The sequence below is a fragment of the Bacillus sp. SD075 genome (assembly GCF_017355165.1).
In the GTDB taxonomy this organism is placed as follows: Bacteria; Bacillota; Bacilli; order Bacillales; family DSM-1321; genus Peribacillus.
On the sequence record NZ_JADILK010000064.1, the window covers coordinates 1 to 21,021 of the forward strand.

Here is a 21,021-nt window from a genome sequence, read left to right on the forward strand (position 1 = left end):
GCCTTGGGAAGCTTGGCTTCCATCTTGAGCATATTGCGGTTCTTCTTGTATAATTTGTTGAACACGTGGTTCAATACTCTCAACAAGTGATTGTGTTTGTTGAGCAGCATTTTGGTAAAGTTGCTTGGCTTGTTCATTGTCTGTACCAAGAGAAAATGTCTCAAAGCTCGCCTGCGCACTTTTCAATCCTGCAAGAGTTTTCTTAACGTCATTGATTACTGTCATGAATAACGCCTCCTTATGTTTTTTTAACCTTTTTTAGAATGATGAATAAGAAGATTTTTTATTCATTCCAATTTTTCTGTTTTTAAATGACCAAAAACCCACAGTTATGTAATTATTTTTGACGAATGGCACCATTTCTTTAATAGTAGCCTAGTTTCCCTATCCCCATCAATTCCTCTATTTGACGTTGACTGTCAGATTGCCTTTTAAAACTTTTCTGTATTACATTTTTTATCTCCAATGCCTGACACCTTCCCGTTTTTTTTATGATTTATACTTTTCGATAATAAATAGATCCTCTAAATTCTTTTTAAAAGGGAAATTTTGAAAATCATACATATAGGCCCCTACTGTTTGGTGAGTAAGGGCCTGAATATTAATGTTGTTAAGTTAAAAAGTTGTTAAGTTAAAAAAGTGACGGGTTTTTTAAACTGGTCGCTTCATGATTTAAAAGAATTGTACTAGGGTCAATGCTTCAGCCAATGGGAAATTTATTAAGAGAAATATTCCGAAAGAAGAAAAAATCAATGGAAAGACAAAAGATCCCAATCCCTCGGAAGGAAGAAAACGTAATAGCCTTACCCACTTAAAATTCATTTTTATCGTCCTCTCTATTGGTTTTTCACTTTTAATAATATCTTCTACTTTCCACCTTTTTATACGAACACTGTAACTTACAGCACCAACTTTATCTTCAATCACAGAACTTTCCACGATGATGTTGTATAAGTCACCCCGGTTAAGGCTCATTAAAGTTCATAGGAGTTATTCTGTAAATACTATGAAACACATCTTCATCCATATATTTCAATATAAAATTTTTGCGAGAGTTTCAATGTAGAAGATGATAATAATCCACCACCTGAAGTGGATGTAGGTCCTGATACAGAAGAACCAATTGAAGATCCTAAAGATGCAAATGACCCGGATAGTAAAGATGAAAATAAAGATGATGAAACTGATTTAGTGCCTGATTTAGTGCCTGATACAGAAGAACCAATTGAAGATCCTAAAGATGCAAATGATCCGGATAATAAAGATGAAAATAAAGATGATGAAACTGATTTAGTGCCTGATACAGAAGAACCAATTGAAGATCCTAAAGATGTAAACGATCCAGATAATTTAGATGAATAAAGATTAAAATAGGTATACAGCAATAAGTTTCAACACCGTTTGTTTTCAAACAGTGTTTTGTATGTTTCAAATTGAACTTAATGATATATCCTAAAAAAAGAGTGACTTTTCCAATGTGATAAATCTTAATCCCCAGTATTATGGAGACTAGCTCTGTATGGAGAGGATAGAGAGCTAAAATAATTAATAATAATACACTGGAGAGTATGAATAAAAAGGGTATGCCAATGGATAGTACGGATAAGGAGGGTATGGGTATGGGTATGGGTAGTATGGATAAGGATAATATCTATATCTACTCAATAATGCACCAGCCAATAATCCACCTAATACTCCTCCCAATACTCCTCCAAAAAAAGGCCTCCAAAAAAACGGTCTAACAAAGTAAGGTCTAACAAACCTAATTGGTCTTCTCCCAAAAATTCTTGTGTCAGATTGCTTTATTTCGTTTTCTATAGGAGACAATTGCATGTCTTCATTCATAAAAACAGTCCTCATTTCATTTTTTATGTAATAAAGATATGCGATTACCTGTCTCGATTCTTGGGCAAGTATCCTATTTAATACAATTCTGTTGCACATTGTTATGTAATACGAAAACTCAAAAATATGGTAGCCTAAAAGTCGATATAGGATTTTCTGCATAACAAAAGCATATGAAAAAACGCTGATCATGGTCAGCGTTTTTTCAGTTTGACTTTATTTTGATTGTTGAGATAACTGAAGAGACCACTTTTAACTTCCTTTCTTATATTGAGTATATTCAGTTTTATCTTATGTTCCTCAATTTCCCAATAATAGACATTTGCCTACCCACCCCCTAAATTAGAAGATACCAAATTTCTAGGAAATTATTAAACCGTAAAAAGCGTTAAGCTTCTTGGAATCTTAAATTATGTTACAGGTGAAGTCTTTTGGTCGTTTTACCCAATTAGGACGAAAAGGAACCTTTTAGCCCTATATAGCAAAGTAAAACGAAACCCCTTTTTGTTTTTCCACCCATTCCCATCGTTAAAATTCCTGCAACAACAACAAGCTAATAATAAAATGATTTAGGGGTGTCTCATGAGAAAAATACCAAGGTCCTTATTGGTTACTGTTTCCATACTTTTTCTTTTATCCATCGGGTTACTATTTCTGTTCCAAAATACAAGAAACACACAGAATCAGGAAAATGAAACGGAAACTGTCAACAACAGATTTAATCCCCCTATTACCAGAGTCCAAAATGTTGAAAACGAAAGAAATGTTCTTCAAATAAACAGCCTTTCCATGGGTGAAACCATAAAGAATCACTTAAGAAATGATCCTTCCGTTTTTCTCATTAAACACAATGAAAAAAATGAGAGCCATTATATTAAGAACGAAGTAACCGTCAAGTTCAAGATTCATCCAACGACGCAGGATTTAAATCGGATGGTAAGGGAGATAAATGGCAATATCATTAAAAATCTGAATTCGACGATTGCTTTTCATTCCAATGAGTTTACGACTTTGGAACTGATTGAATATTTTAACGAACGGACTAATGTTGAATTTGCTGAACCCAATTATCTTTATCTGCAAAATCAAGTTGAATTTCCTAATGATTTACTGTACCACGAACAATATCAATGGAACCTGCCAGTCATTCACACAGAAGCAGGCTGGGATATTACAAGAGGGGATGAACATATTATTATTGCTGTTGTAGACAGCGGCGTTGATCTAAACCATCCTGATTTGAGAAGACGTTTAACAAACGGATACAATGTACTAGAGAATAACGATTTCCCTGATGATGACAACGGCCATGGCACCCATGTCGCCGGAATCATTGCATCGGAAACAAACAACCGAGAAGGCGTTGCTGGCATCACCTGGTATAACAAAATAATGCCTGTTAAAGCAATGAGTGCTGAAGGGTATGGGACGACCTTTGATGTAGCAAAAGGGATTATTTGGGCAGTGGATCATGGAGCAGATGTAATCAATCTGAGTTTAGGCAACTATCAGCCCTCTTCCTTGTTGAAAGAATCAGTTGACTATGCCTACGATCATAACGTCGTCCTGATTGCTGCTGCCGGAAACGAAAATACCAGCCAACCGAGCTATCCAGCTGTCTATCCTGAGGTTCTAAGTGTCGCCGCCGTAAGTTACACGGGACAACGTGCCCCATTTTCAAATTATGGAGATTATATTGATGTCACAGCTCCTGGTGTCCAAATTTCTAGTACCTATTTTAACCAGCAATATGCAGCCCTGTCAGGCACATCTATGGCTTCGCCTCATGCAGCGGGACTAGCAGGCCTTTTACTCTCTGCGAACCCTGATTTAACTAATAGAGAAGTAATTGACATTATTAAGAATACTGCTTATGACCTGGGAATCCCTGGAGCTGATAGCGATTTCGGCAGTGGCTTAATTGATGTAAAGAATGCACTGGAAGCTGCCCAAATTCAATAATCGGAAAACTCTCACCCTGTAGACCCCATGCCAGGCAAAAGGCAATGAACCTTTAGGACTGCCTTTTGCTGTTAAAAAACACCCTACAATTTCCGTACAATAAATGTGTCCCAAGTAGTTCCCAATTCTGAGGAACAAGCCAGTCACGTGCATAAATTTGAAAGCCCATTAAGATTTTGTTTGTTGGAATCACTGTAACTGTATAGTTAAGGACACGCTTGATTTGATTAATGGGAGAGATAGCCTGTGGCGGTCCCTTTTGGTAACCCCATTCATATGTCATCAGCACAACGAAGTCGAGAAGCTGTCCGTGCACAGGGTAATCATATGCTTTAACTAATAATCCCTTTTGATCGGAGCTAGTTTTTGGGGCAAGGAGGAAGACACAAAATAGCCTTCAGGATGCAATCGATCCCCTGCCCTTTGGAGAAAGCGATTGTAGAAATCGCGGTCCTCTGGTGCTACACTTTCGAAATCTATATTCAATCCACGGTAACCTTTATTTCTCATAGTATTTATGACGTTGGTCAATAATTTTTCCACTAAACTTAAATCAGAAAGAATCGTATGTGCAAGCTGTGTTCCCGCTTCTATAGCGGAAAAATTCGTTATGCACATCACGGGAACAACCCTAGTCGAATGCGCCGCTTGTATGGTCGGGTTGTCATCAATGACTTCCAAGCTTCCATCTTGCCTCATTCTATAATCAAATGGACTTACGTATGTCAAATCGTAGGCTACCTCACGTACCTGCTCCGCACCGGCTTGCCCATACACGTTTGTAAAATCATTCACATCAATGGTGGTTTTCAGTTTTTGGGGAATCTTTAATATCTGACCGGGATAAATATTAGAAGGGGGTCTGTAATTCGATTGGTCTGCATAATCCTTGAACAGTCGTTCCATAACGTCTTGCTATGTCATAAAGGGTATCTCGTTCCCTTACTGTATGATAAAGACCGGAATGGTAAGTCTTTGGCCTGTATAGATAGTAGAAGGATTTGTGAGGTGATTCGTTTGCATGATTTCCTGTATGGTTGTTCCAAACTGATTCGCGATTTTTTGGATAGTATTCCCTGGCAGAACTCTGTACTGAAGATAAGGTTCAGGAATTAAAAGTGCTAGGCCAATCACTAGCTTATCGGAATTTTCAAGGCTATTGATCCTAACAACTCGGTTGGTGCTGACACCAGATTGCTGGGAAATCCTCCACAAGGAATCCCCCCTATTCACCACATGGATTTTCACATGCACGGCCCCACTTTCCTTCATAGTATTCCATTCATTTTATTCCTGTAAAGCCCTTTTATGCTTCATGGCGTTCGGTATTCCATAATTCTGAGTTTTTCACTCTTCTAGCTTATAATTGTTCCCCAAAAGGTGAGCCCATCATATATATCTAAACAATTCCTTCGTATTCTAAACGTATACTCGCTACACAGGTTGTACATATTAAGAGAAAAACAAGGGAGTGATTTCACTTGGAGTGGATCTATAGTCTGTACCTGTTAAATACGTTCTTTATGTTATTCATAGCAATTTGGGAAGTTCGTCGTCCTGCCAAAGCTTTAAATTGGATAACAATCGTCCTTATTTTGCCTGTCATTGGCTTCTGGCTATATCTTAGCATATCAAATCCTAAGCTTATTCATCGGAAAAGATTAACCTCTTCTCATAATAAGTCTGATAAATTGCCTGATACATATAGTGATTCAGCATCGGTAATCGCTGATGCTTTACGGCATTTCACTGTTCATGGGCTTCGAGTCGGCAAAGTTCAAGTACTAAATAATGGAATAGCAAAATATGAACAACTAATCGAATCCCTACAAAAAGCCCAAAAAACAATTGATCTGGAATATTACATCTATCGGAATGACCAAATTGGTAATCGCATCACAGAACTGCTGATTGAAAAATCAGTAAACGGAGTCCGGGTTCGTTTTATTAGAGATGGTTGGGGGAGTAAAAAATTCCCGCGTCAAAAAATCCTTCAGATGGTAGAAGCAGGGATAGAATGCCGGACAATATTTCCTTTACGCTTTCCCTGGATTATGTCCAATTGGAATTACCGAGATCATTGTAAGATTGTCACCATCGACGGAAAGGTATCTTTTACTGGTGGTATAAACGTGGGATATGAATATACAGGATTAAAGCCAGACGTAGGATTCTGGCGGGACACTCATTTGCAAATTATAGGGGAAGCAACAGCTGATTTGCAGACTGTCTTCGACGTTCATTGGAATATCGCTTTGCCGGAACGGATAAAGTCGAAAACAAGTTGGAAAACAAAATCTGAGATAGCGAAAAAGCCCACTAAATTCCCCAAAAATAAATCACAGGAAATCAATCCAACCAGTAGCGTAGATCTTTTGAGATGGTCTGCCGAATGGGGATCTGAATTGAGTGCCTTAGATGGTAAAGAGAAAGACAAATCCCCAAAGACAGGGACATTGCAAAAAGCGTACATCCATACGTTGGAAGGAAATCCTGGTATTCCTACTCCAGTCATTCGGCAAGCTTACTTTATATGTATAACACAGGCGACCAAGACGATTGATATAACAACACCCTACTTTGTACCAGAAACAGATATTATCATGGCATTAAAGACAGCGGTGGCTCGTGGTGTGCGCGTAAGGTTGCTGGTTCCTCGCCACATTGATCAAAAAATCGTGGGCCTTGCAAGCCGTACCTATTACGGGGAACTTATAGAAGCTGGAGTCCATATCTACCAGTACGACAAAGGAATGTTGCATGCGAAGCTGATGATCATTGATGAGGAAATTGCAGAAGTAGGCGCTGCAAACTATGACATGAGAAGTTTCCGTCTGAATTATGAAGTGTGTCAAGTCTTGTACAGTGCTCATGTGGCGAGGGAACTCACACAGCAATTCGAATACGATCTTACTGATTCTGTGTCGTTGCACATAGAAGATTTGCTGAAGCGTTCCCTTTCACAGCGTATTATTGAGCAAGGAGCTCGTCTGCTTTCTCCATTGTTATAAATCCTGTTTTTCTTGTTCTATTCTAAATGTAGATTTAGAAGTTTACACCGTTTTTAAATATTACTGAATTGTTGAAAAAAGTCGTAAACTCGTGTTAAAAACTTCTAGCACGTTTTTTTCTTATTTACGATGAAAATAAATCACCGGAAAATGGTAATAATAAAAAAAGGTGGCGCTAATAGTTAGAATCGTTTTTATTTTTACAAAAATATCTGTTTGTAAAAATACTTTTAATTTAAATATAGGAGTGATATCAATAGATGATATATTTAAAAATCTAAATGAAATACGTTTATTAGAAGATAAGCATTGAATATACAGTTCCAACCATTTTAAGGGATAACTCAATTTCTTAGTTAAACAGTTCTTTCCTTCTAATGTGTTGCCGATATAAAAAAATTCGTAATATTTTCATCTAAAAACAACCTCCGCACTACTAAAAAAATTTGATACATTAGCCATAATTTGATTATGGGACTCAGAAAAAGTACAATTTAAACGGGAGGAAAAATGCCTTGGAAGAAGTTAATATTTGGTTACTGACGATCAAAGTTGTGGTAGGTTTTGGCACTTTATTTTTTATCATTATCATAACAGGCAGAACATCCATCTATCAATTAACCCCGTTTCACTTAGTTTTTGTGTTAGTGCTTGGGGATTTTTTAGGAAATACCATTTATGAAGATAAGGTAAGGACTTTCCATTTTTTATATGCAATCGGATTGTGGACGCTTCTCATGTTAGGTATAGAGTTTATAACTCTAAAAAATAAATCGACACGTTCTCTCTTATTAGGCAATCCTAACATCATCATTCGGGATGGTGGCATGGACCGAAAGTTACTTAAAAAGAACAAATTGGATGTAAATCAAGTATTGAGTTTGCTTCGACAAAATAATGTTTTTTCAGTTCGCGAAGTCAAATACGGTATACTGGAAGCTAATGGGCAAATAAGTATATTATTAAAATCCAAGTATCAAAAACCAGACAAGCAAGATCTCAATCTTTCAGAAAGTCCAGTAGACCTCCCAACATCGTTAATTATAGATGGGGAAATTTCATGGGATAATTTACATGAACTCGGATTTGATCAACAGTGGTTAGATAACCAATTAACTGCCAATGGATATGATAATGAAAAGCGTATACTCTACGCAGATTGGCTTGAGAGTGAAGGCATACATATAAGTCCCAGATAAAACTTCTTCATTTTAAAACCTGAATACCTAAAACACGTAACTGTAACTTAAAATCTAAACAATTTTATAACTCCGATAAAAGGTAATATAAACCATACCCAAGTTGCTAATCGCTTCCGCCAAAATACGATAACCGTGTAAGACCAACAAAAATACGGTGAACGAGATAACACAACTACGATACACCATTATGTTCAAACGAGAAATAATGTCCATGCATCTTTTTATCTCCTAGCCATCAAAGAAGTAATCATTCCAATAATACAAATAGTTAAGAAAGAAAAAAGGAATGCTTTTAACTCTAACGTATTAAACGCCGCTGTTACAATTAGACCATCTATCATGAAAATAACAACCCCTATATTTATGGAAAAAGCTTTCGAAATAAATTGGGCTAACAAGTCGGTTCCTCCGGTACTTGCTTCATATCGAAGCATGATCCCTACTCCTATTCCAATCAATCCCCCTCCTAGTAACATACTCGAAAAAATAGGTAGGGAAAATTGGTTTCTTAAAGGCGCTAGCCAATCAATGAATATAGAAGCAACAATCAATCCTAGAAAGCTATTATAAAAGAATGTTCGTTCATAGATCCACGCGTATATGCATAGAGGGATGCTTAAAAGAAACATAGCTAAACCTGTAGGAAAATCAAAGTAATAATGTAGGATAAGAGCAATTCCCGTAATCCCTCCGTCTAACAAATGATGGGGTATTAAAAAACCGTTTATTCCTATACTCAATAATAGACTACCTATAAGTATAGCCGCTGCTTTCTGAAAAATATAAATCACCTTCATTTGTTTACCGTTAATATATGTACAAGCATGTTATTTCAGAAGGAGGATAAGATTTGTAACGAGTTCTGTATAGCAATTCCCACTGTTCATATAAGCCTTTTAACTGTCTACAAGTCATGAGAGTCCCTTTTACTGTAATTTTTCTTTTAATTCGCGGCATGATTCTTCCCATTCCTCTAAGGTTTTTATATCAAAGAGTTCTAAAAACATCGGTTTCCTACTTTCCTAAAGAAATAAATGTAATTACACCATTCCACCAAATAATCAGGGTAGTATTTTGTTCCTCTGTTTTTAAAACATCCCTCCTCTCGGAAAATTCAAGGCTTATTTTAACTACTTCGTTTTTCGTGCATGTATAACCTAAAAAGAGATGTACTGTCATTCGATCTTAGTCTTTTCGTGAGATTATAAAACATAGAGGCGGGAAGGAAGCAAACAAACTACTTGGATTAGTCGTTAACATCAATTGTATTAACTGTTAATGAATTGTCGGTATCTCTAACAGAAGCGTAAAATATATCTTTGATTTGATGATATCCTTTTGCCTTTAGTTCCTGCTTTAACCACTCTTCGTTCTTGTTGATTAATTTTAAATTATACTTTTGAACTTTCCCTTCAATCACAACGGCAATAGGTAATCCATGGTATTTCACTTTCATATGTAAATGCTTTGGAGTAATAGGAACTAACTCTTCCTTAGGTAAAATGCTAATTTCACCAGTTGCTTCCAAAATCGCATATTCAATATTCTGAATATCTGGGTATCCTGATGTTCTTAGATTCGATAATAGTTCAGCTAAAGGATATCTACTTTTCCTTAAATTTTTATATATAATTTTGCTATGTTTAATTAGAATAGTCGGTTTCCCAATAATAAAAGGGTTTAACCAATTTAATAAACTTAATTTTGATATAAATAGATGGACGCATGTTATAACAATGATTCCAATAACCCCCTCCATTACTCCTTCTATTTTAATAGACCCAAAAGCTAAATAAGATAAAAAAAGAATGGCTCCAAAATCGTGAGGGGTAAGTTGTGCTAGGGCCGATTTCCCTAAAATTTTCACTGCTAAAACAAACACAATATATATAAAAATTGATTTAACTAAAAAAATAAACACTGCTAACACCTCTAAGAAAGTTTACCTTAGTCCGAAATCGGACTAAGGGTTTTAAACTTTTTGCCATCTATTTGAATACAGGGGTAATGAATCAAAAATTCAAGATCTAATTTTACCGATTAGATAAAATATTAATTTTTATTTATCTATTATTAAACCTATTTAGGATGGGTTGTACGGTTGTTTGTTTTATTTTATTCCTGCGTCCTCTTGTCATTCCATAAACCGCAACAGCTCTGACTCCTAAACCTAATAACGAAAGCATCCTACCCCTATTTTTACGTCTATTTCCAAACATCCATCTGTTATCGCGGATAAAATTGAATAAGGAAGTTAACCAACGTACGTTGTTTATTTTTGTGAGCATCTCCTTGATATTTATGTGAAAGAAAATGTTCTTCCAATGAGGTACAGTTCATTTATTGAGAGGCTTTTTTTCTTTTTGAAAACGATATAACAACTTAATTACTTTCCTCTCTTTTCTTTTGATCGCCTTGATCGTTAAAGAAATTCAAGGCAATATACTGTGAAAGTAAGCCATTAGCAAAATAAAAAAGCATCCACTTCCAGTCTTCCGAATCCGGACGGCCTACATTCGGATAAAACATACTATGTAAACCTATCAACATTGCACATAAAAACGAGGCTGCTGAAGATACTAAATAAACCCCTTTGCCTATTCGCTTATTCATCCATTACCACCTTCTTAGTATTTATGTTGTCCAAAAATTATGGTGTCCAAAAGAGCTCAAAAATGTAGTATATTTTTGAAAATTCGACTAAGGTATCGTGAAAACTGATCCTTTTTGATCGTGCATCACCATGTAAATGAAACAACCATTATCCTTTTAAAATAGGGGCCACTTTATCAATGGCTTCTTGTAATTTTTCACTATTTTTACTATACATCTGCTTCGCTTCTTTTGATTCAGTTCCAAGAGCAAACAACTCCAAATCCGCTTGGCATTTTTTCATGGTTGCCAGAATTAAAGGCCTTTCTTGAGGAGATGGAACTTGCAGCTGATCATCAAAAAGGTCAACTGTTAATTCCCCATAAGAATTTACCTGCCCAAGAAAAACATTTTCAATCGTAACCCCTAGTTTTTCCAGTTCTGTTTGTAACCAACCTCGATTTCTCCCAATAGTGGAAAGTGGCTCATCCAATATTTCACCGTCCATAATGACGGTCTGTGGTTCCTTAACGGAAGAAACAGCGATGTTCAAATCCTTTGCCGTTAAAGGTTGGTTCTCCTTCTTCAACAGTACGGATAAATCTCCAGTTGCCTCTAGTACCGCGAATTCCACGTCAGAAACCTGATAGACATCTTTCTTTCGAAGCAAATCCAACAACTCGTCCGTTGTGTATCTTTCCTTTTTTAAATTATCTTCCATAATTTTTCCATCTTTAATAAAAACAGTCCCTTTTCCTTCAATAAAGGTACGGAAAGATTTACTTTTCAACGAAATATAACCAGCAATAAATGGAATGGCCGCAAAAGTTAAAATCCCCACTATTCCTAAATGGATTTGTCGTTCAAGACCCGTAACCACTTCCGCCCCAATACTCCCTATTGTAATTCCAATGACATACTCAAAAAAAGAAAGTTGTGATAGTTGCTTTTTACCAAGCAATTTTGTCACAAAAAACAGGACAATTAGAAACAAAATGGAACGAACAATTACATCCAACCAATCAGGCATGATCTACTACCTCCTCTTATCTTAAAATCCTTTATACTGGAATTCCTCTCTCTCCAATTCTCCAACCCTTTTTTTCAAATCTCTCACGATCTCGTTTACTACCATCATGGTTTCATGCAGGGTACGTTTCGACTCATCATCTTGAGTTCGTACTGCTAAACTGGAAAAACTGGCTTCTATGCCTTTGAGACTGGCAAGACATTGTTTTACTTCCGATGCAATGGTCATCTTAACACCCTCCTTATCCCTTTGGTTTAAAAATCAAAGCTCCCAACACACCGAAAATGATGGCAGCTGAAATGCCGGAACTTGTCACCTCGAACATCCCGGTAAGGACACCGACCAACCCGTGTTTTTCGGCTTCCTGCATGGCCCCATGTACAAGTGAATTCCCAAAGCTTGTAATCGGAACGGTAGCTCCTGCCCCAGCAAAATCAATAAGTGGTTCGTATAACCCGAAGCCATCTAAAATAGCACCAGCGACTACAAGAGTAGTTAATGTATGTGCCGGTGTAAGCTTAAAAACATCAAACATAATTTGCCCAATGACACAAATCGAACCACCTACGACAAAAGCCCAGAAAAAAATCATAGCTATTGTTCACCCCCGTATTCAATCGATACCGCATGGGCAATACAAGGAATCGTTTCGTTTTGCTGAAAGGATAGGGGGGATAATAAGGCTCCTGTTGCCACCACTAGCATTCGTTTAAATTCACCTTTTTTCATTCGGTTTAATAGATGACCATAAACCACCGTTGCTGAACACCCCGCACCACTAGCTCCTGCTAGTACCGGTTGTCCCTCCCGGTAAATCATCAGCCCACAATCCTGGTATTGCTCTTCCTTGATAGGGGTTCCATGTTTTTTAAATAAATCAAGTGAAGCTGCGTGTCCAATCTTACCAAGATCCCCGGTGACGATTAAATCGTAATAAGATGGATGAATGTTTCGTTCCTTTAAATGAGCTTCAATGGTATCAACTGCAGCCGGAGCCATCGCCCCTCCCATATTAAATGGATCGGTCATTCCCATATCAATGACACGACCGATTGTTGCAGAAGTAACACGCGGTCCTTCCCCGGAATTACTTAGCAAAGCCGCACCAGCACCTGTCACCGTCCATTGTGCAGTAGGTGGTTTTTGTCCACCGTATTCCGTTGGATAACGAAACTGTTTTTCAACGGCTGTATCATGACTGGAAGCCCCTGTTAATAAATATTTGGCACCGTTTGTATTGACAATATAGGCCCCTAGAGCCAATCCTTCCATGGAGGTAGAACAGGCACCAAACAATCCAAAATAAGGGGCTCCAATTGTTCGGCTCGCGAAACTTGTCGGGGTAATCTGGTTGATCAGGTCTCCTGCGAGGAGAAACTGAACCTGTTCCTTTTGAATCCCCCCTTTCTCCATTGCTTTTTGACAAGCTTCTTCAAAAAAGACTTTATGTGCTTTTTCATAGGAATCCTGTTCGAGCCATAAATCGGAATGTAGAAGATCAAAATCTTCTGCGATCGCTCCATCTGCCTCAAATGGTCCTCCAACTGTACCGGTAGAAATAATCACCGGCTTTTGTTCGAAGATCCATGTACGATGACCTGCTAACATCACAAACCACCCCACTGTATCAAAATCGTTTTAATCAAAGCAATCACAAACGCGGAAAACACGCCAAAAACAATCACGGGACCGGCTAATTTAAACATATTTCCCCCTACACCTAACACAAACCCTTCGGTTCGATGTTCAATGGCAGCTGAAATGACTGCGTTTCCGAATCCAGTAACCGGTACAGCTGACCCGGCTCCTCCAAATTGTGCAATTCGATCATACACTCCGAAACCTGTAAGAAGCATAGCAATAAAAACTAACGTTCCCACTGTTGGATTCCCGGCCGTTTTGTCGGTAAAATCAAAATAAGTAATATAAAACGTTTGGATGACCTGACCAATAAGACAAATGAGTCCACCCGTCAAAAACGCTTTTATGCAATTTTTAACGACTGGTCTTTTTATTTCATTTTGTTTTTGAATACCTTGATACTCCTGTTGAACAGGTGTTAATTTTTTCTTTTTACTATTGGACATGGGTACACACGCTCTTTCTCTTTACGTTTGTTCCTTCATAAGGGTTTTGATTTTATTGAAATCCTTTTCTAATTTCTTCATATTCGTGTTATCCTTTTGGAGTTTTTGTTCTAATTGTTCCAGTTCCAAATACATTTTTTGATCGGTAGAAACGAGGACTTTATGATCTGGAAAGCTTTTTTCTAAGTCAGATTTTACTTTCTTTTCAATTTTCTTTAATCGAAACCGATCAAATTGATCAACTTTTATCGCTACTAACAGCTCCTTATCTGTATTCACTGCCTTCACATCCCAAGTCTCTTCCTCCGTCATCACCTTTACTTTCGCTCGGTTGGCAACAGATTGGCTGATAGGGTTGATTGTATGTACTTGTGAAATGCTCAAACCCTCACTGTCATCACCCACCTGATTTTGATTTTCGGTACATCCCGAAGCTAAAATGATAACCATTCCTACTAAAAGACAAGTGTTTATTTTGAATTTCATGAAATCACCTCTGTGTTTATCTTTAATTGAAGGTGTAAAAAAGGTTGGTTGACACTCAACCAACCTTTCTTCTTACATTACTTATTGTTGTTTGTATTGGGGTTCTTCTTGTTGAATTTGATCCATTCTTGTTGTAAGACTGTCAACAATCGTTTGTGTTTGTTTAGCAGCATCTTGATAAAGTTGCTTGGCTTGTTCATTGTCTGTACCCAGAGAAAATGTCTCAAAGCTAGCCTGAGCACTTTTCAATCCTGCAAGAGTTGTCTTAACATCATTGATTACTGTCATGAATAACACCTCCTTATGTTTTTTAATCGCACGTATTCAGAATGGTCAATTAGAGGATTTTTATACTTTCTAATTTTATTCATTCCCCCCCGCGTGCCACTAAAAGATAAGAACCACACAACCAAACCACACTAGTTACACGGTTACTTACTTACTTTTGGCGAGTTGTACCATTTTTTCTATAGTAGCCTCGTTTCCATATCCCCATTAATTCTTCTATTTGACGTTGATTATAAGATTCTATTTTAACCCTTTTTTGTACGACATTTTTTATCTCCAATTCATGACACATCCCTCTTCTTTTGAAAAATCTTTTTTTATTGTCGACATTAAAATGAAATTAATGACGAATGAATCCCAAGGTATTTTCACCAATTTTTCCCGGTTTATCCTTTCCTAGTATTGAAGAAGCCTTAGTAAAATAGAGCACCACTCCTTTGTCGGTGACCCCATTTTCAAGACAAATCTTTTAGAATAGTAAACTTAACAAACTCATCACATAAGGTCATTGTTTGGAATTCGTAACAACCCAATAATCCTTTAGAGAGGTACCCGACATTTCGTGAATAATGTACGTTTTTCGCGTTTTGTCTGCACTGTGTGCTGCTTAGTTACATGCTGCTTTAACTTAACTAAGCAGAATCTATTCCTTAAACAGGATAAATGCCTAGTCATAGGACAATAGCGGAGCATAGTATGGATTGAATTTATTTATGAAGATAAAAATTATAAAGGGAGTGGTTCTTTTGAAGAATATTGGAATATGTGCTTTTTGTGAAAGATACTTTTGGAAAGGTCAACTTTCATCGTTACCAAACGATTCGCTTCACTTTAACCGCAAATACTGTCCAAGATGTTATCCTGAGGTCTTAGACGAACATACCAAACTTTATTATGGGTTTAGACTTTAGAGGTTATTGGAGTTTCACAAACATTTTAACATTGTCGGTGCTACACCATGCCCATCAAGCTAACAATATGATTTCCTAGCTATGCAACGATTTTGCCTCCGTTAATAACGGTTGCTGGAAAAATGGGCATGTTAAATACGCCTCTAAAAAAAGGCATTTTTTTCTTTTTCACTAGGCAGCTTGTTTCTGCTTCATCGTTGATTCATACACGACACCAAGAATATCAAAAACGGTCATCTTCTTATACCGATGACATTTACGTCCATTTTTCTTAAGCAGTTGATAGAGGCGATGCAGAATCGTTACAAGTTCATTTGGGCCACCTATCATTGCCCGAAACAGTAACGGAAAGTAATCCTTAATCATGTAAATCGCTTTGTATTCGCTCAGCTCTTGTTTTTTCTTTTCCAGCAGGAGCTGTCGCATTTGAAACATGGTAGAGGAACAAAGAAGAATGCCGATTAATTGCCCATATAAATGGCACTCTAGGCGTTCTCTCTTGACGTTCTTACACTCATCAATTTCAAAAAACGACTTCCACGTTTTAAATAAAATTTCAATCTGCCAACGTAATGAATACAGAGCGTGCACGTAATCCATCGGCACTTCTTTTGGTAGTGTGTTCGTGATATATACGTTGATACCCATTAGCTGCTTACTCTTGTCCTTCATAACAATGCCTTTCTTTTTCTCACGTACGGCTTGGTTTTTCAGACGTGTTTCGGTTTGAACATTCGTTAATCGGTGGACGATTACACGTGTCGGTAATTTCTGAATCTGGCCAATGTAAGCTTCCGAAATTTCAAGTGTCTCACCCGATTCCAGTTCTTTCATGATCTGTGCCATATCGAGCTGAATATATTCGGTCTGCTTCTTCAGTGTACCGTTTTTGAAATACTCTGGTTCAGGATTTTTCACATAAATACGTGTATTTAATTTCAATCGAGATATATAATAGGCTCTCAACTCATGAATCGTTTGTAAATCTCGTAGGTCAAAATAACCTAAGTCACGCAGGCATAAATCACCTGCTTCAACGCTTTCAAGACAAGTCGTGCCATAGGTTTTGTCATTATTTTTCCCTGGCCCTAGCTGCACGTTTAAAAATTGGCCACTCAGTAAATCGTATTCCAATTGGATTTTCACCCCCGCAGTATTACTACTCCCTCCAGAGCCTTGATAATCAGTGGCGAAGGAATCAGGTAGCTGAAACACAGTTGCATCTAAAATCCGAATACGTTCGAAAGCAGAAATCATGTGTGAAGATAGCGATTGTGTCGCACAGAGTTTCTGTGTTAGGAGCGAAGTAAAGACTTCTCGGAGGAATGCGACAGCTGCTGGATTAAAACGTTGATTGAGTCCCTCTTGGCTCATTAGTACGCCCGTCGAAGCCTCTAACCGACTACATAGTTGCGTAAGCGATGTACTAGCGACTTCTTGACTGAGCCAAACGCAAAGGGCGATGAGTTCATCTGCTTGATACTTACTAGATCGCTGCACAAAACCAACTTGTTTGGCGACTTCTTGTAGGACTATCGGAGATAGAAAGCGTTGTAATTCTTGTGAGAATAGATGTAATTCTTCAGAAAGCGAGAGATTCATAAAAAAAACGTCATCCTTTTGGAGTACTTTATTGAAAGAATAACGTTTTTTTTATTTTGGGGGAAATTCGTTTCGTTAGCTTGATGGGCATGGGGTAGCATCAGGAAAATGCGGATTTACAACGATAAGGAAGTTTCAATCCATAAAAAAAGCCGATTTCCAGTCTTGAACTGCACCCCAATTGTTAGACACAACTAACAACTGGAGGTGCAGTTTTTTATGGCGAGATTTTCTTCAGAAGAAAAAATACAGGCAGTAAGACAATATATAGATGGTAATGAGGGAGGACAAACCATTGCTAAATCTATTGGTGTTCATCCGAGTTTACTTCATCAGTGGATTAAACAATTTGAACTTTTTGGTGATGATGCTTTTGAAAAACGCTATACACCCTACCCCGCACAGTTTAAACTAGATGTACTCAATTATATGAACGAACAAGGGACGTCTATCAGGAAAACAGCGGCGATTTTTAATATTCCATCTTATGAAACGCTTCGAAAATGGAAAGTTGCTTATGAAACAGAAGGATTTGATGCCCTACAATCAAAGAAAAAGGGGCGTCCATCCATGAAAAATAAAAATAATAAGAAATCAAATACTCAAGTACCCGATGAAGGATCAATAGAGGCTTTACAGGCGGAGAATGAACGTTTACGTATGGAGAATGCCTATTTAAAAAAGTTGAATGCCTTAGTTCAAAACAAGGAAAAATCACCAAACAAGACAAAGCGCAAGTAGTCTATGAATTAAGGAATGCATTCCCGGTGAAAGCACTTATACAACTTGCAGACATTCCGCGTAGCACGTATTACTATTGGGTGAAAAACTTCGGTCGTCCTGATCCAGATGCAGAACTGAAAGTGTTGATTAAATCTGTTTTTGATGAACATGAAGGTCGGTTTGGTTACCGTCGTATTCGTGATGAACTTAGAAATCGAGGACACAAAGTAAACCACAAAAAGGTACAACGTATCATGAAAGAACTAGGGCTAAAATGTCTTGTCCGTATGAAAAAATATCGCTCTTACAAAGGAACTGTGGGCAAGATTGCACAAAATATTTTAGATCGCAATTTCAAAGCTGAAAAACCAAATGAGAAATGGGTTACGGATATTACAGAGTTTAAATTATTTGGAGAAAAGCTATATTTATCGCCGATATTGGACTTATTTAATGGAGAAATCATTACGTATACAATCGGTTCAAGACCAACCTACTCACTCATTTCAACGATGTTAGATCAAGCTTTTGAACGTTTAACAGACGGCACGGCGATACTCTCCTTATTCATTCAGATCAAGGCTGGCATTATCAAATGAAACAATTCCGTGATGCCCTTAGGGAACGTGGCATTACGCAAAGTATGTCTCGCAAAGGGAATTGTTACGATAACGCTGTTATGGAAAATTTCTTTGGTATCATGAAATCGGAACTTCTTTATCTAAAAGAATTTGAAAGTGTGGAACACTTTAAACAAGAACTAGCAAAATATATAGAATACTATAATCACAAACGAATCAAGGCAAAATTAAAAGGCATGAGCCCGGTACAATACCGAGCTCATGCCCAACAGGCTGCCTAACGATATAACCTGTCTAACTTAAGGGGGTCAGTTCATCTCAAGGAATCGACTTTTTTTATGGATTCTTGTTCAAGTAAAGCACCCGATAGTTTAAGTGTAATATTTTACAATCTTTCTTGGGTAAATACTATTACTAAAAGTTTTATTTTAGTTTTTATAAATATTCGAATCTTGCCTCAAATAGCAAACTTGTCATCTGCTATAAACACTTTCACATGTTCCAGGCGCTGGTTCATAAAAACAATGTTCTTTAAATTGACCAGAAAAAGGTTGGTCGTACCATGTTGGAGGACACGGACCATATGGATTAAAGTACCAAAGAGCATATTTCGCTGGGTGATCTCTCCAATATTCCAAATTCCGTCTTGCTAATCTTCTTTCAGATTCTCTTGCTCTTTGATAAAATACATTGCCTTTTTGAACAGCTTCAAAAGAGAAATTTCCTCCTTGTACTTGAAAAATGACTTGTTTAATTGTTCTCAATTCATTAAAGTCAAGACAATCTGCTACAGCACGGTTAACAATTACATTTCCAACATATAGCATTCCTTGTTTTCCTTCGCCTTCAGCTTCTGCTCTCATCATCCTTGCCATTATGTCTGCACTTCGGTAAGCTACTCTTGCCATTTTTCCACCTCCAAAATACAGTATGAAAAAAAGCATACATTCATGTCCTTGTTTATAAAATAAGAATGCTTAGTTTTTAAGTAAAATGAAAACTACGGCATTCTTTTTATACCTTTATTCAACTAAACTGCCAGTTAGTTTAAGTAGAAACCTTCACAATCTCAATAGAGTAGGCTCTATTGAGACAATACCCATAACCATTGGTATGATTCGACGAAATTTACGCGTGTTGGGTTCGGAAAATAAGGGGAAAACAGCCCCATAATCCGGATTTACGTTCTTACGTTTCCTCCTAATTCCTCGAGATTCCGATTCTCTTTGAAGCTTGGCATTCTGGGCCAGTTTTTCACGAAACTCTTAAAAAAGAGGAAGAAATATTTGTATTGCATACTTCATCCGCATTTAACGGGGGTACCCCTTTTTCATTGTTATTTTTGATCCTTTAATTTTTCAAGTTTTTTCAATTGTTCTTCAGACTGCCGTTTAAGTGCTTCATTTGCTTTTTTCAACAAGAAAAACAATCCCCACAGCAAAACGCTAAGAATCACAAAAAATAGGGTTTTATAAATAATTAAAAAAATTACTGAAATAACAGAGATAACTAGCAAAAATATTTTGGTTTTTACGCTTCTCGTATCGTTTACCAACATTATTTTGTAATCGTGCTTTATAAAAATCAAGAAAACTCATTTGATTTCTCCTTTCTATTAGGTCTAATGCCATTGGTGCTACCTCAATAAGAAAAAGACGCTGTCTATCTTCAACGTATTATTTTTACTCACGCCCAGTCAGTTGACCAATAAACTCAACATCATCAACCTTCCAGCCTTGCCCTTTTACATATATGAGCGATGTTTTGACGATAACCGTGTCAGTGGCAGCAACTTTATTAAATTCCGTAGTGAGCTTGAATTCATTAAAAAATTCAGCTTCTGTCTTCGAGGACTGATATTCAAAAGGCTTCAGGCCTACCATGGATGACTTGACCGATTCTTCCGAATCCGGAAGTTCCGTTCCGGAAGGATGGGTTGCCTTGTATCCCTGATCGGTCATGAACGGTTCAATTTTTTGTATCGTTCAGCAGTGGTTTGATAGGTGAAAAAGCTTTCAAGAAACTCTCGATTTATCTTTAATGCATCCGTGTTCTCGATAGAGGATAGAGACTTAATCTGATCTTCATAGTTGCCCTGGTTGGCTCTGACTTCCTGCAGCTGTGATCGCAAGCTGAAAACGTACATAATAACCAAAGCAGCAGCGACGAATACAATCATTAAAAATAAGAAATTTTTCTTTTGGGTTGGCTCCATGCCCTGCACCTCCGTTTCTAAATCCGTCTAAAACCTAGAAAGGGATATAAGTTTTTCCATTCTTCAACAGACGAATAAGAAGTACCGCCACTGCTATTTGCATTGATAAATTGACCATTCCCAACATACATACCCACGTGTGAAGCTCCGGGCTTATAGGTGGAGAAAAAAACGAAGTCACCCGGTTTTATTTGGTCTTCAGGAACCGGGTTTGTTTTGTTGTACTGCGATTGAGCTGTCCCGTACATATCAATGCCGATCTGTGCAAAGGCATATTCCAGTAAGCCTGAACAGTCAAATCCTCCTGCTGCTGGCGTTCTGCCTCCCCATACATACGGTCGGCCAAGATATTCTTTCATGATGGTATGAACTTCCTCTACATTAAAGGATTGTGTACCGTCGCCCACGACAACCACACTGCCGTTTCCGGAGTTGTAATAACGCATAACATGCTCAACGTAGTTCACATCACCGTAACGACTCCAT

The 21,021-nt window shown here is 37.5% G+C and carries 23 protein-coding genes and 1 pseudogene; 5 read left to right on the forward strand and 19 right to left on the reverse strand.

Annotated elements, in window-relative coordinates:
* Nucleotides 1-225, reverse strand: a 225-nt coding sequence (locus IOC57_RS23640; protein ID WP_207440989.1) for a DUF1657 domain-containing protein, incomplete at its 3' end; no start/stop codon positions are given.
* An 867-nt stretch (nt 226-1,092) separates the two neighbouring features.
* Between IOC57_RS23640 and IOC57_RS23645 the strand changes: the two genes are divergently transcribed.
* Nucleotides 1,093-1,362: a hypothetical protein gene (locus tag IOC57_RS23645; RefSeq protein ID WP_207441010.1), complete on the forward strand. Its 270-nt coding sequence runs from the start codon at nt 1,093-1,095 to the stop codon at nt 1,360-1,362.
* 183 nt (nt 1,363-1,545) lie between these two features.
* Here the strand turns inward: IOC57_RS23645 and IOC57_RS23650 are convergent, their stop codons facing one another.
* Nucleotides 1,546-1,845 carry a hypothetical protein gene (locus IOC57_RS23650; protein WP_396020882.1) on the reverse strand — a complete coding sequence of 100 codons (300 nt, stop codon included), beginning with the start codon at nt 1,843-1,845 and terminating at the stop codon, nt 1,546-1,548.
* Nucleotides 1,846-2,427: 582 nt separating this feature from the next.
* On the opposite strand from IOC57_RS23650, the gene IOC57_RS23655 reads away from it, so the two are divergent.
* A complete protein-coding gene (locus IOC57_RS23655; RefSeq protein ID WP_207440990.1) occupies nt 2,428-3,807 on the forward strand; it encodes a S8 family peptidase in 1,380 nt (459 codons plus the stop codon).
* Nucleotides 3,808-4,143: 336 nt separating this feature from the next.
* Here the strand turns inward: IOC57_RS23655 and IOC57_RS26145 are convergent, their stop codons facing one another.
* Both IOC57_RS26145 and IOC57_RS23665 read right to left on the reverse strand, forming a co-directional pair.
* A complete protein-coding gene (locus IOC57_RS26145; RefSeq protein WP_286185149.1) occupies nt 4,144-4,713 on the reverse strand; it encodes a glycoside hydrolase family 18 protein in 570 nt (189 codons plus the stop codon).
* Nucleotides 4,714-4,749: 36 nt separating this feature from the next.
* Complete coding sequence (locus IOC57_RS23665; protein ID WP_207440991.1) at nt 4,750-5,022, reverse strand: LysM peptidoglycan-binding domain-containing protein; 273 nt, start codon at nt 5,020-5,022, stop codon at nt 4,750-4,752.
* A 266-nt stretch (nt 5,023-5,288) separates the two neighbouring features.
* Here IOC57_RS23665 and IOC57_RS23670 point away from each other — a divergent pair, with 266 nt between their 5' ends.
* Nucleotides 5,289-6,818: a phospholipase D-like domain-containing protein gene (locus tag IOC57_RS23670; RefSeq protein ID WP_207440992.1), complete on the forward strand. Its 1,530-nt coding sequence runs from the start codon at nt 5,289-5,291 to the stop codon at nt 6,816-6,818.
* A gap of 515 nt (nt 6,819-7,333) precedes the next feature.
* A complete protein-coding gene (locus tag IOC57_RS23675) occupies nt 7,334-8,017 on the forward strand; it encodes a DUF421 domain-containing protein (RefSeq protein WP_207440993.1) in 684 nt (227 codons plus the stop codon).
* A 224-nt stretch (nt 8,018-8,241) separates the two neighbouring features.
* Here IOC57_RS23675 and IOC57_RS23680 read toward each other — a convergent pair whose 3' ends face one another.
* The 11 genes from IOC57_RS23680 to IOC57_RS23730 form a co-directional block, all read right to left on the reverse strand.
* Nucleotides 8,242-8,817 carry a YitT family protein gene (locus tag IOC57_RS23680; protein ID WP_207440994.1) on the reverse strand — a complete coding sequence of 192 codons (576 nt, stop codon included), beginning with the start codon at nt 8,815-8,817 and terminating at the stop codon, nt 8,242-8,244.
* Between the two features lie 449 nt (nt 8,818-9,266).
* Nucleotides 9,267-9,941 carry a DUF421 domain-containing protein gene (locus tag IOC57_RS23685; RefSeq protein WP_207440995.1) on the reverse strand — a complete coding sequence of 225 codons (675 nt, stop codon included), beginning with the start codon at nt 9,939-9,941 and terminating at the stop codon, nt 9,267-9,269.
* A gap of 461 nt (nt 9,942-10,402) precedes the next feature.
* Nucleotides 10,403-10,633 (reverse strand): hypothetical protein, encoded by a 231-nt coding sequence (locus IOC57_RS23690; protein ID WP_207440996.1) that lies wholly within the window; start codon nt 10,631-10,633, stop codon nt 10,403-10,405.
* Nucleotides 10,634-10,781: 148 nt separating this feature from the next.
* On the reverse strand, nt 10,782-11,642 hold the full coding sequence (locus tag IOC57_RS23695; RefSeq protein ID WP_207440997.1) for a DUF421 domain-containing protein: 861 nt from the start codon (nt 11,640-11,642) through the stop codon (nt 10,782-10,784).
* Nucleotides 11,643-11,663: 21 nt separating this feature from the next.
* Nucleotides 11,664-11,870: a DUF1657 domain-containing protein gene (locus IOC57_RS23700; protein ID WP_207440998.1), complete on the reverse strand. Its 207-nt coding sequence runs from the start codon at nt 11,868-11,870 to the stop codon at nt 11,664-11,666.
* Nucleotides 11,871-11,883: 13 nt separating this feature from the next.
* The gene (spoVAE, locus tag IOC57_RS23705) at nt 11,884-12,234 is read right to left on the reverse strand and encodes a stage V sporulation protein AE (protein WP_207440999.1); all 351 of its coding nucleotides are present in this window, start codon (nt 12,232-12,234) and stop codon (nt 11,884-11,886) included.
* A 2-nt stretch (nt 12,235-12,236) separates the two neighbouring features.
* Nucleotides 12,237-13,250 (reverse strand): stage V sporulation protein AD, encoded by a 1,014-nt coding sequence (gene spoVAD / locus IOC57_RS23710; protein ID WP_207441000.1) that lies wholly within the window; start codon nt 13,248-13,250, stop codon nt 12,237-12,239.
* Nucleotides 13,250-13,729 carry a stage V sporulation protein AC gene (spoVAC, locus tag IOC57_RS23715; RefSeq protein WP_207441001.1) on the reverse strand — a complete coding sequence of 160 codons (480 nt, stop codon included), beginning with the start codon at nt 13,727-13,729 and terminating at the stop codon, nt 13,250-13,252. Before spoVAC ends, spoVAD begins: the two co-directional genes overlap by 1 nt.
* A 21-nt stretch (nt 13,730-13,750) precedes the next feature.
* Nucleotides 13,751-14,215 carry a YhcN/YlaJ family sporulation lipoprotein gene (locus IOC57_RS23720; RefSeq protein ID WP_207441002.1) on the reverse strand — a complete coding sequence of 155 codons (465 nt, stop codon included), beginning with the start codon at nt 14,213-14,215 and terminating at the stop codon, nt 13,751-13,753.
* 81 nt (nt 14,216-14,296) lie between these two features.
* On the reverse strand, nt 14,297-14,503 hold the full coding sequence (locus IOC57_RS23725; protein WP_207441003.1) for a DUF1657 domain-containing protein: 207 nt from the start codon (nt 14,501-14,503) through the stop codon (nt 14,297-14,299).
* Between the two features lie 1,082 nt (nt 14,504-15,585).
* Nucleotides 15,586-17,016: an IS4 family transposase gene (locus IOC57_RS23730; protein ID WP_207441004.1), complete on the reverse strand. Its 1,431-nt coding sequence runs from the start codon at nt 17,014-17,016 to the stop codon at nt 15,586-15,588.
* A gap of 219 nt (nt 17,017-17,235) precedes the next feature.
* Here IOC57_RS23730 and IOC57_RS23735 point away from each other — a divergent pair.
* Nucleotides 17,236-18,601, forward strand: a pseudogene (locus IOC57_RS23735) (IS3 family transposase).
* A gap of 192 nt (nt 18,602-18,793) precedes the next feature.
* On the opposite strand, the gene IOC57_RS23740 reads toward IOC57_RS23735, so the two are convergent.
* The 4 genes from IOC57_RS23740 to IOC57_RS23755 all read right to left on the reverse strand — a co-directional run.
* A complete protein-coding gene (locus IOC57_RS23740) occupies nt 18,794-19,228 on the reverse strand; it encodes a cell wall hydrolase (protein ID WP_207441005.1) in 435 nt (144 codons plus the stop codon).
* Nucleotides 19,229-20,002: 774 nt separating this feature from the next.
* Nucleotides 20,003-20,281, reverse strand: coding sequence for a hypothetical protein (locus IOC57_RS23745; protein ID WP_207441006.1), 279 nt, complete (start codon nt 20,279-20,281; stop codon nt 20,003-20,005).
* Complete coding sequence (locus IOC57_RS23750; protein ID WP_207441007.1) at nt 20,278-20,535, reverse strand: hypothetical protein; 258 nt, start codon at nt 20,533-20,535, stop codon at nt 20,278-20,280. The genes IOC57_RS23745 and IOC57_RS23750 overlap by 4 nt, the downstream gene beginning before the upstream one ends.
* A 17-nt stretch (nt 20,536-20,552) precedes the next feature.
* Nucleotides 20,553-21,021: C40 family peptidase (locus IOC57_RS23755; RefSeq protein ID WP_207441008.1), on the reverse strand; the 469-nt coding region annotated here is incomplete at its 5' end.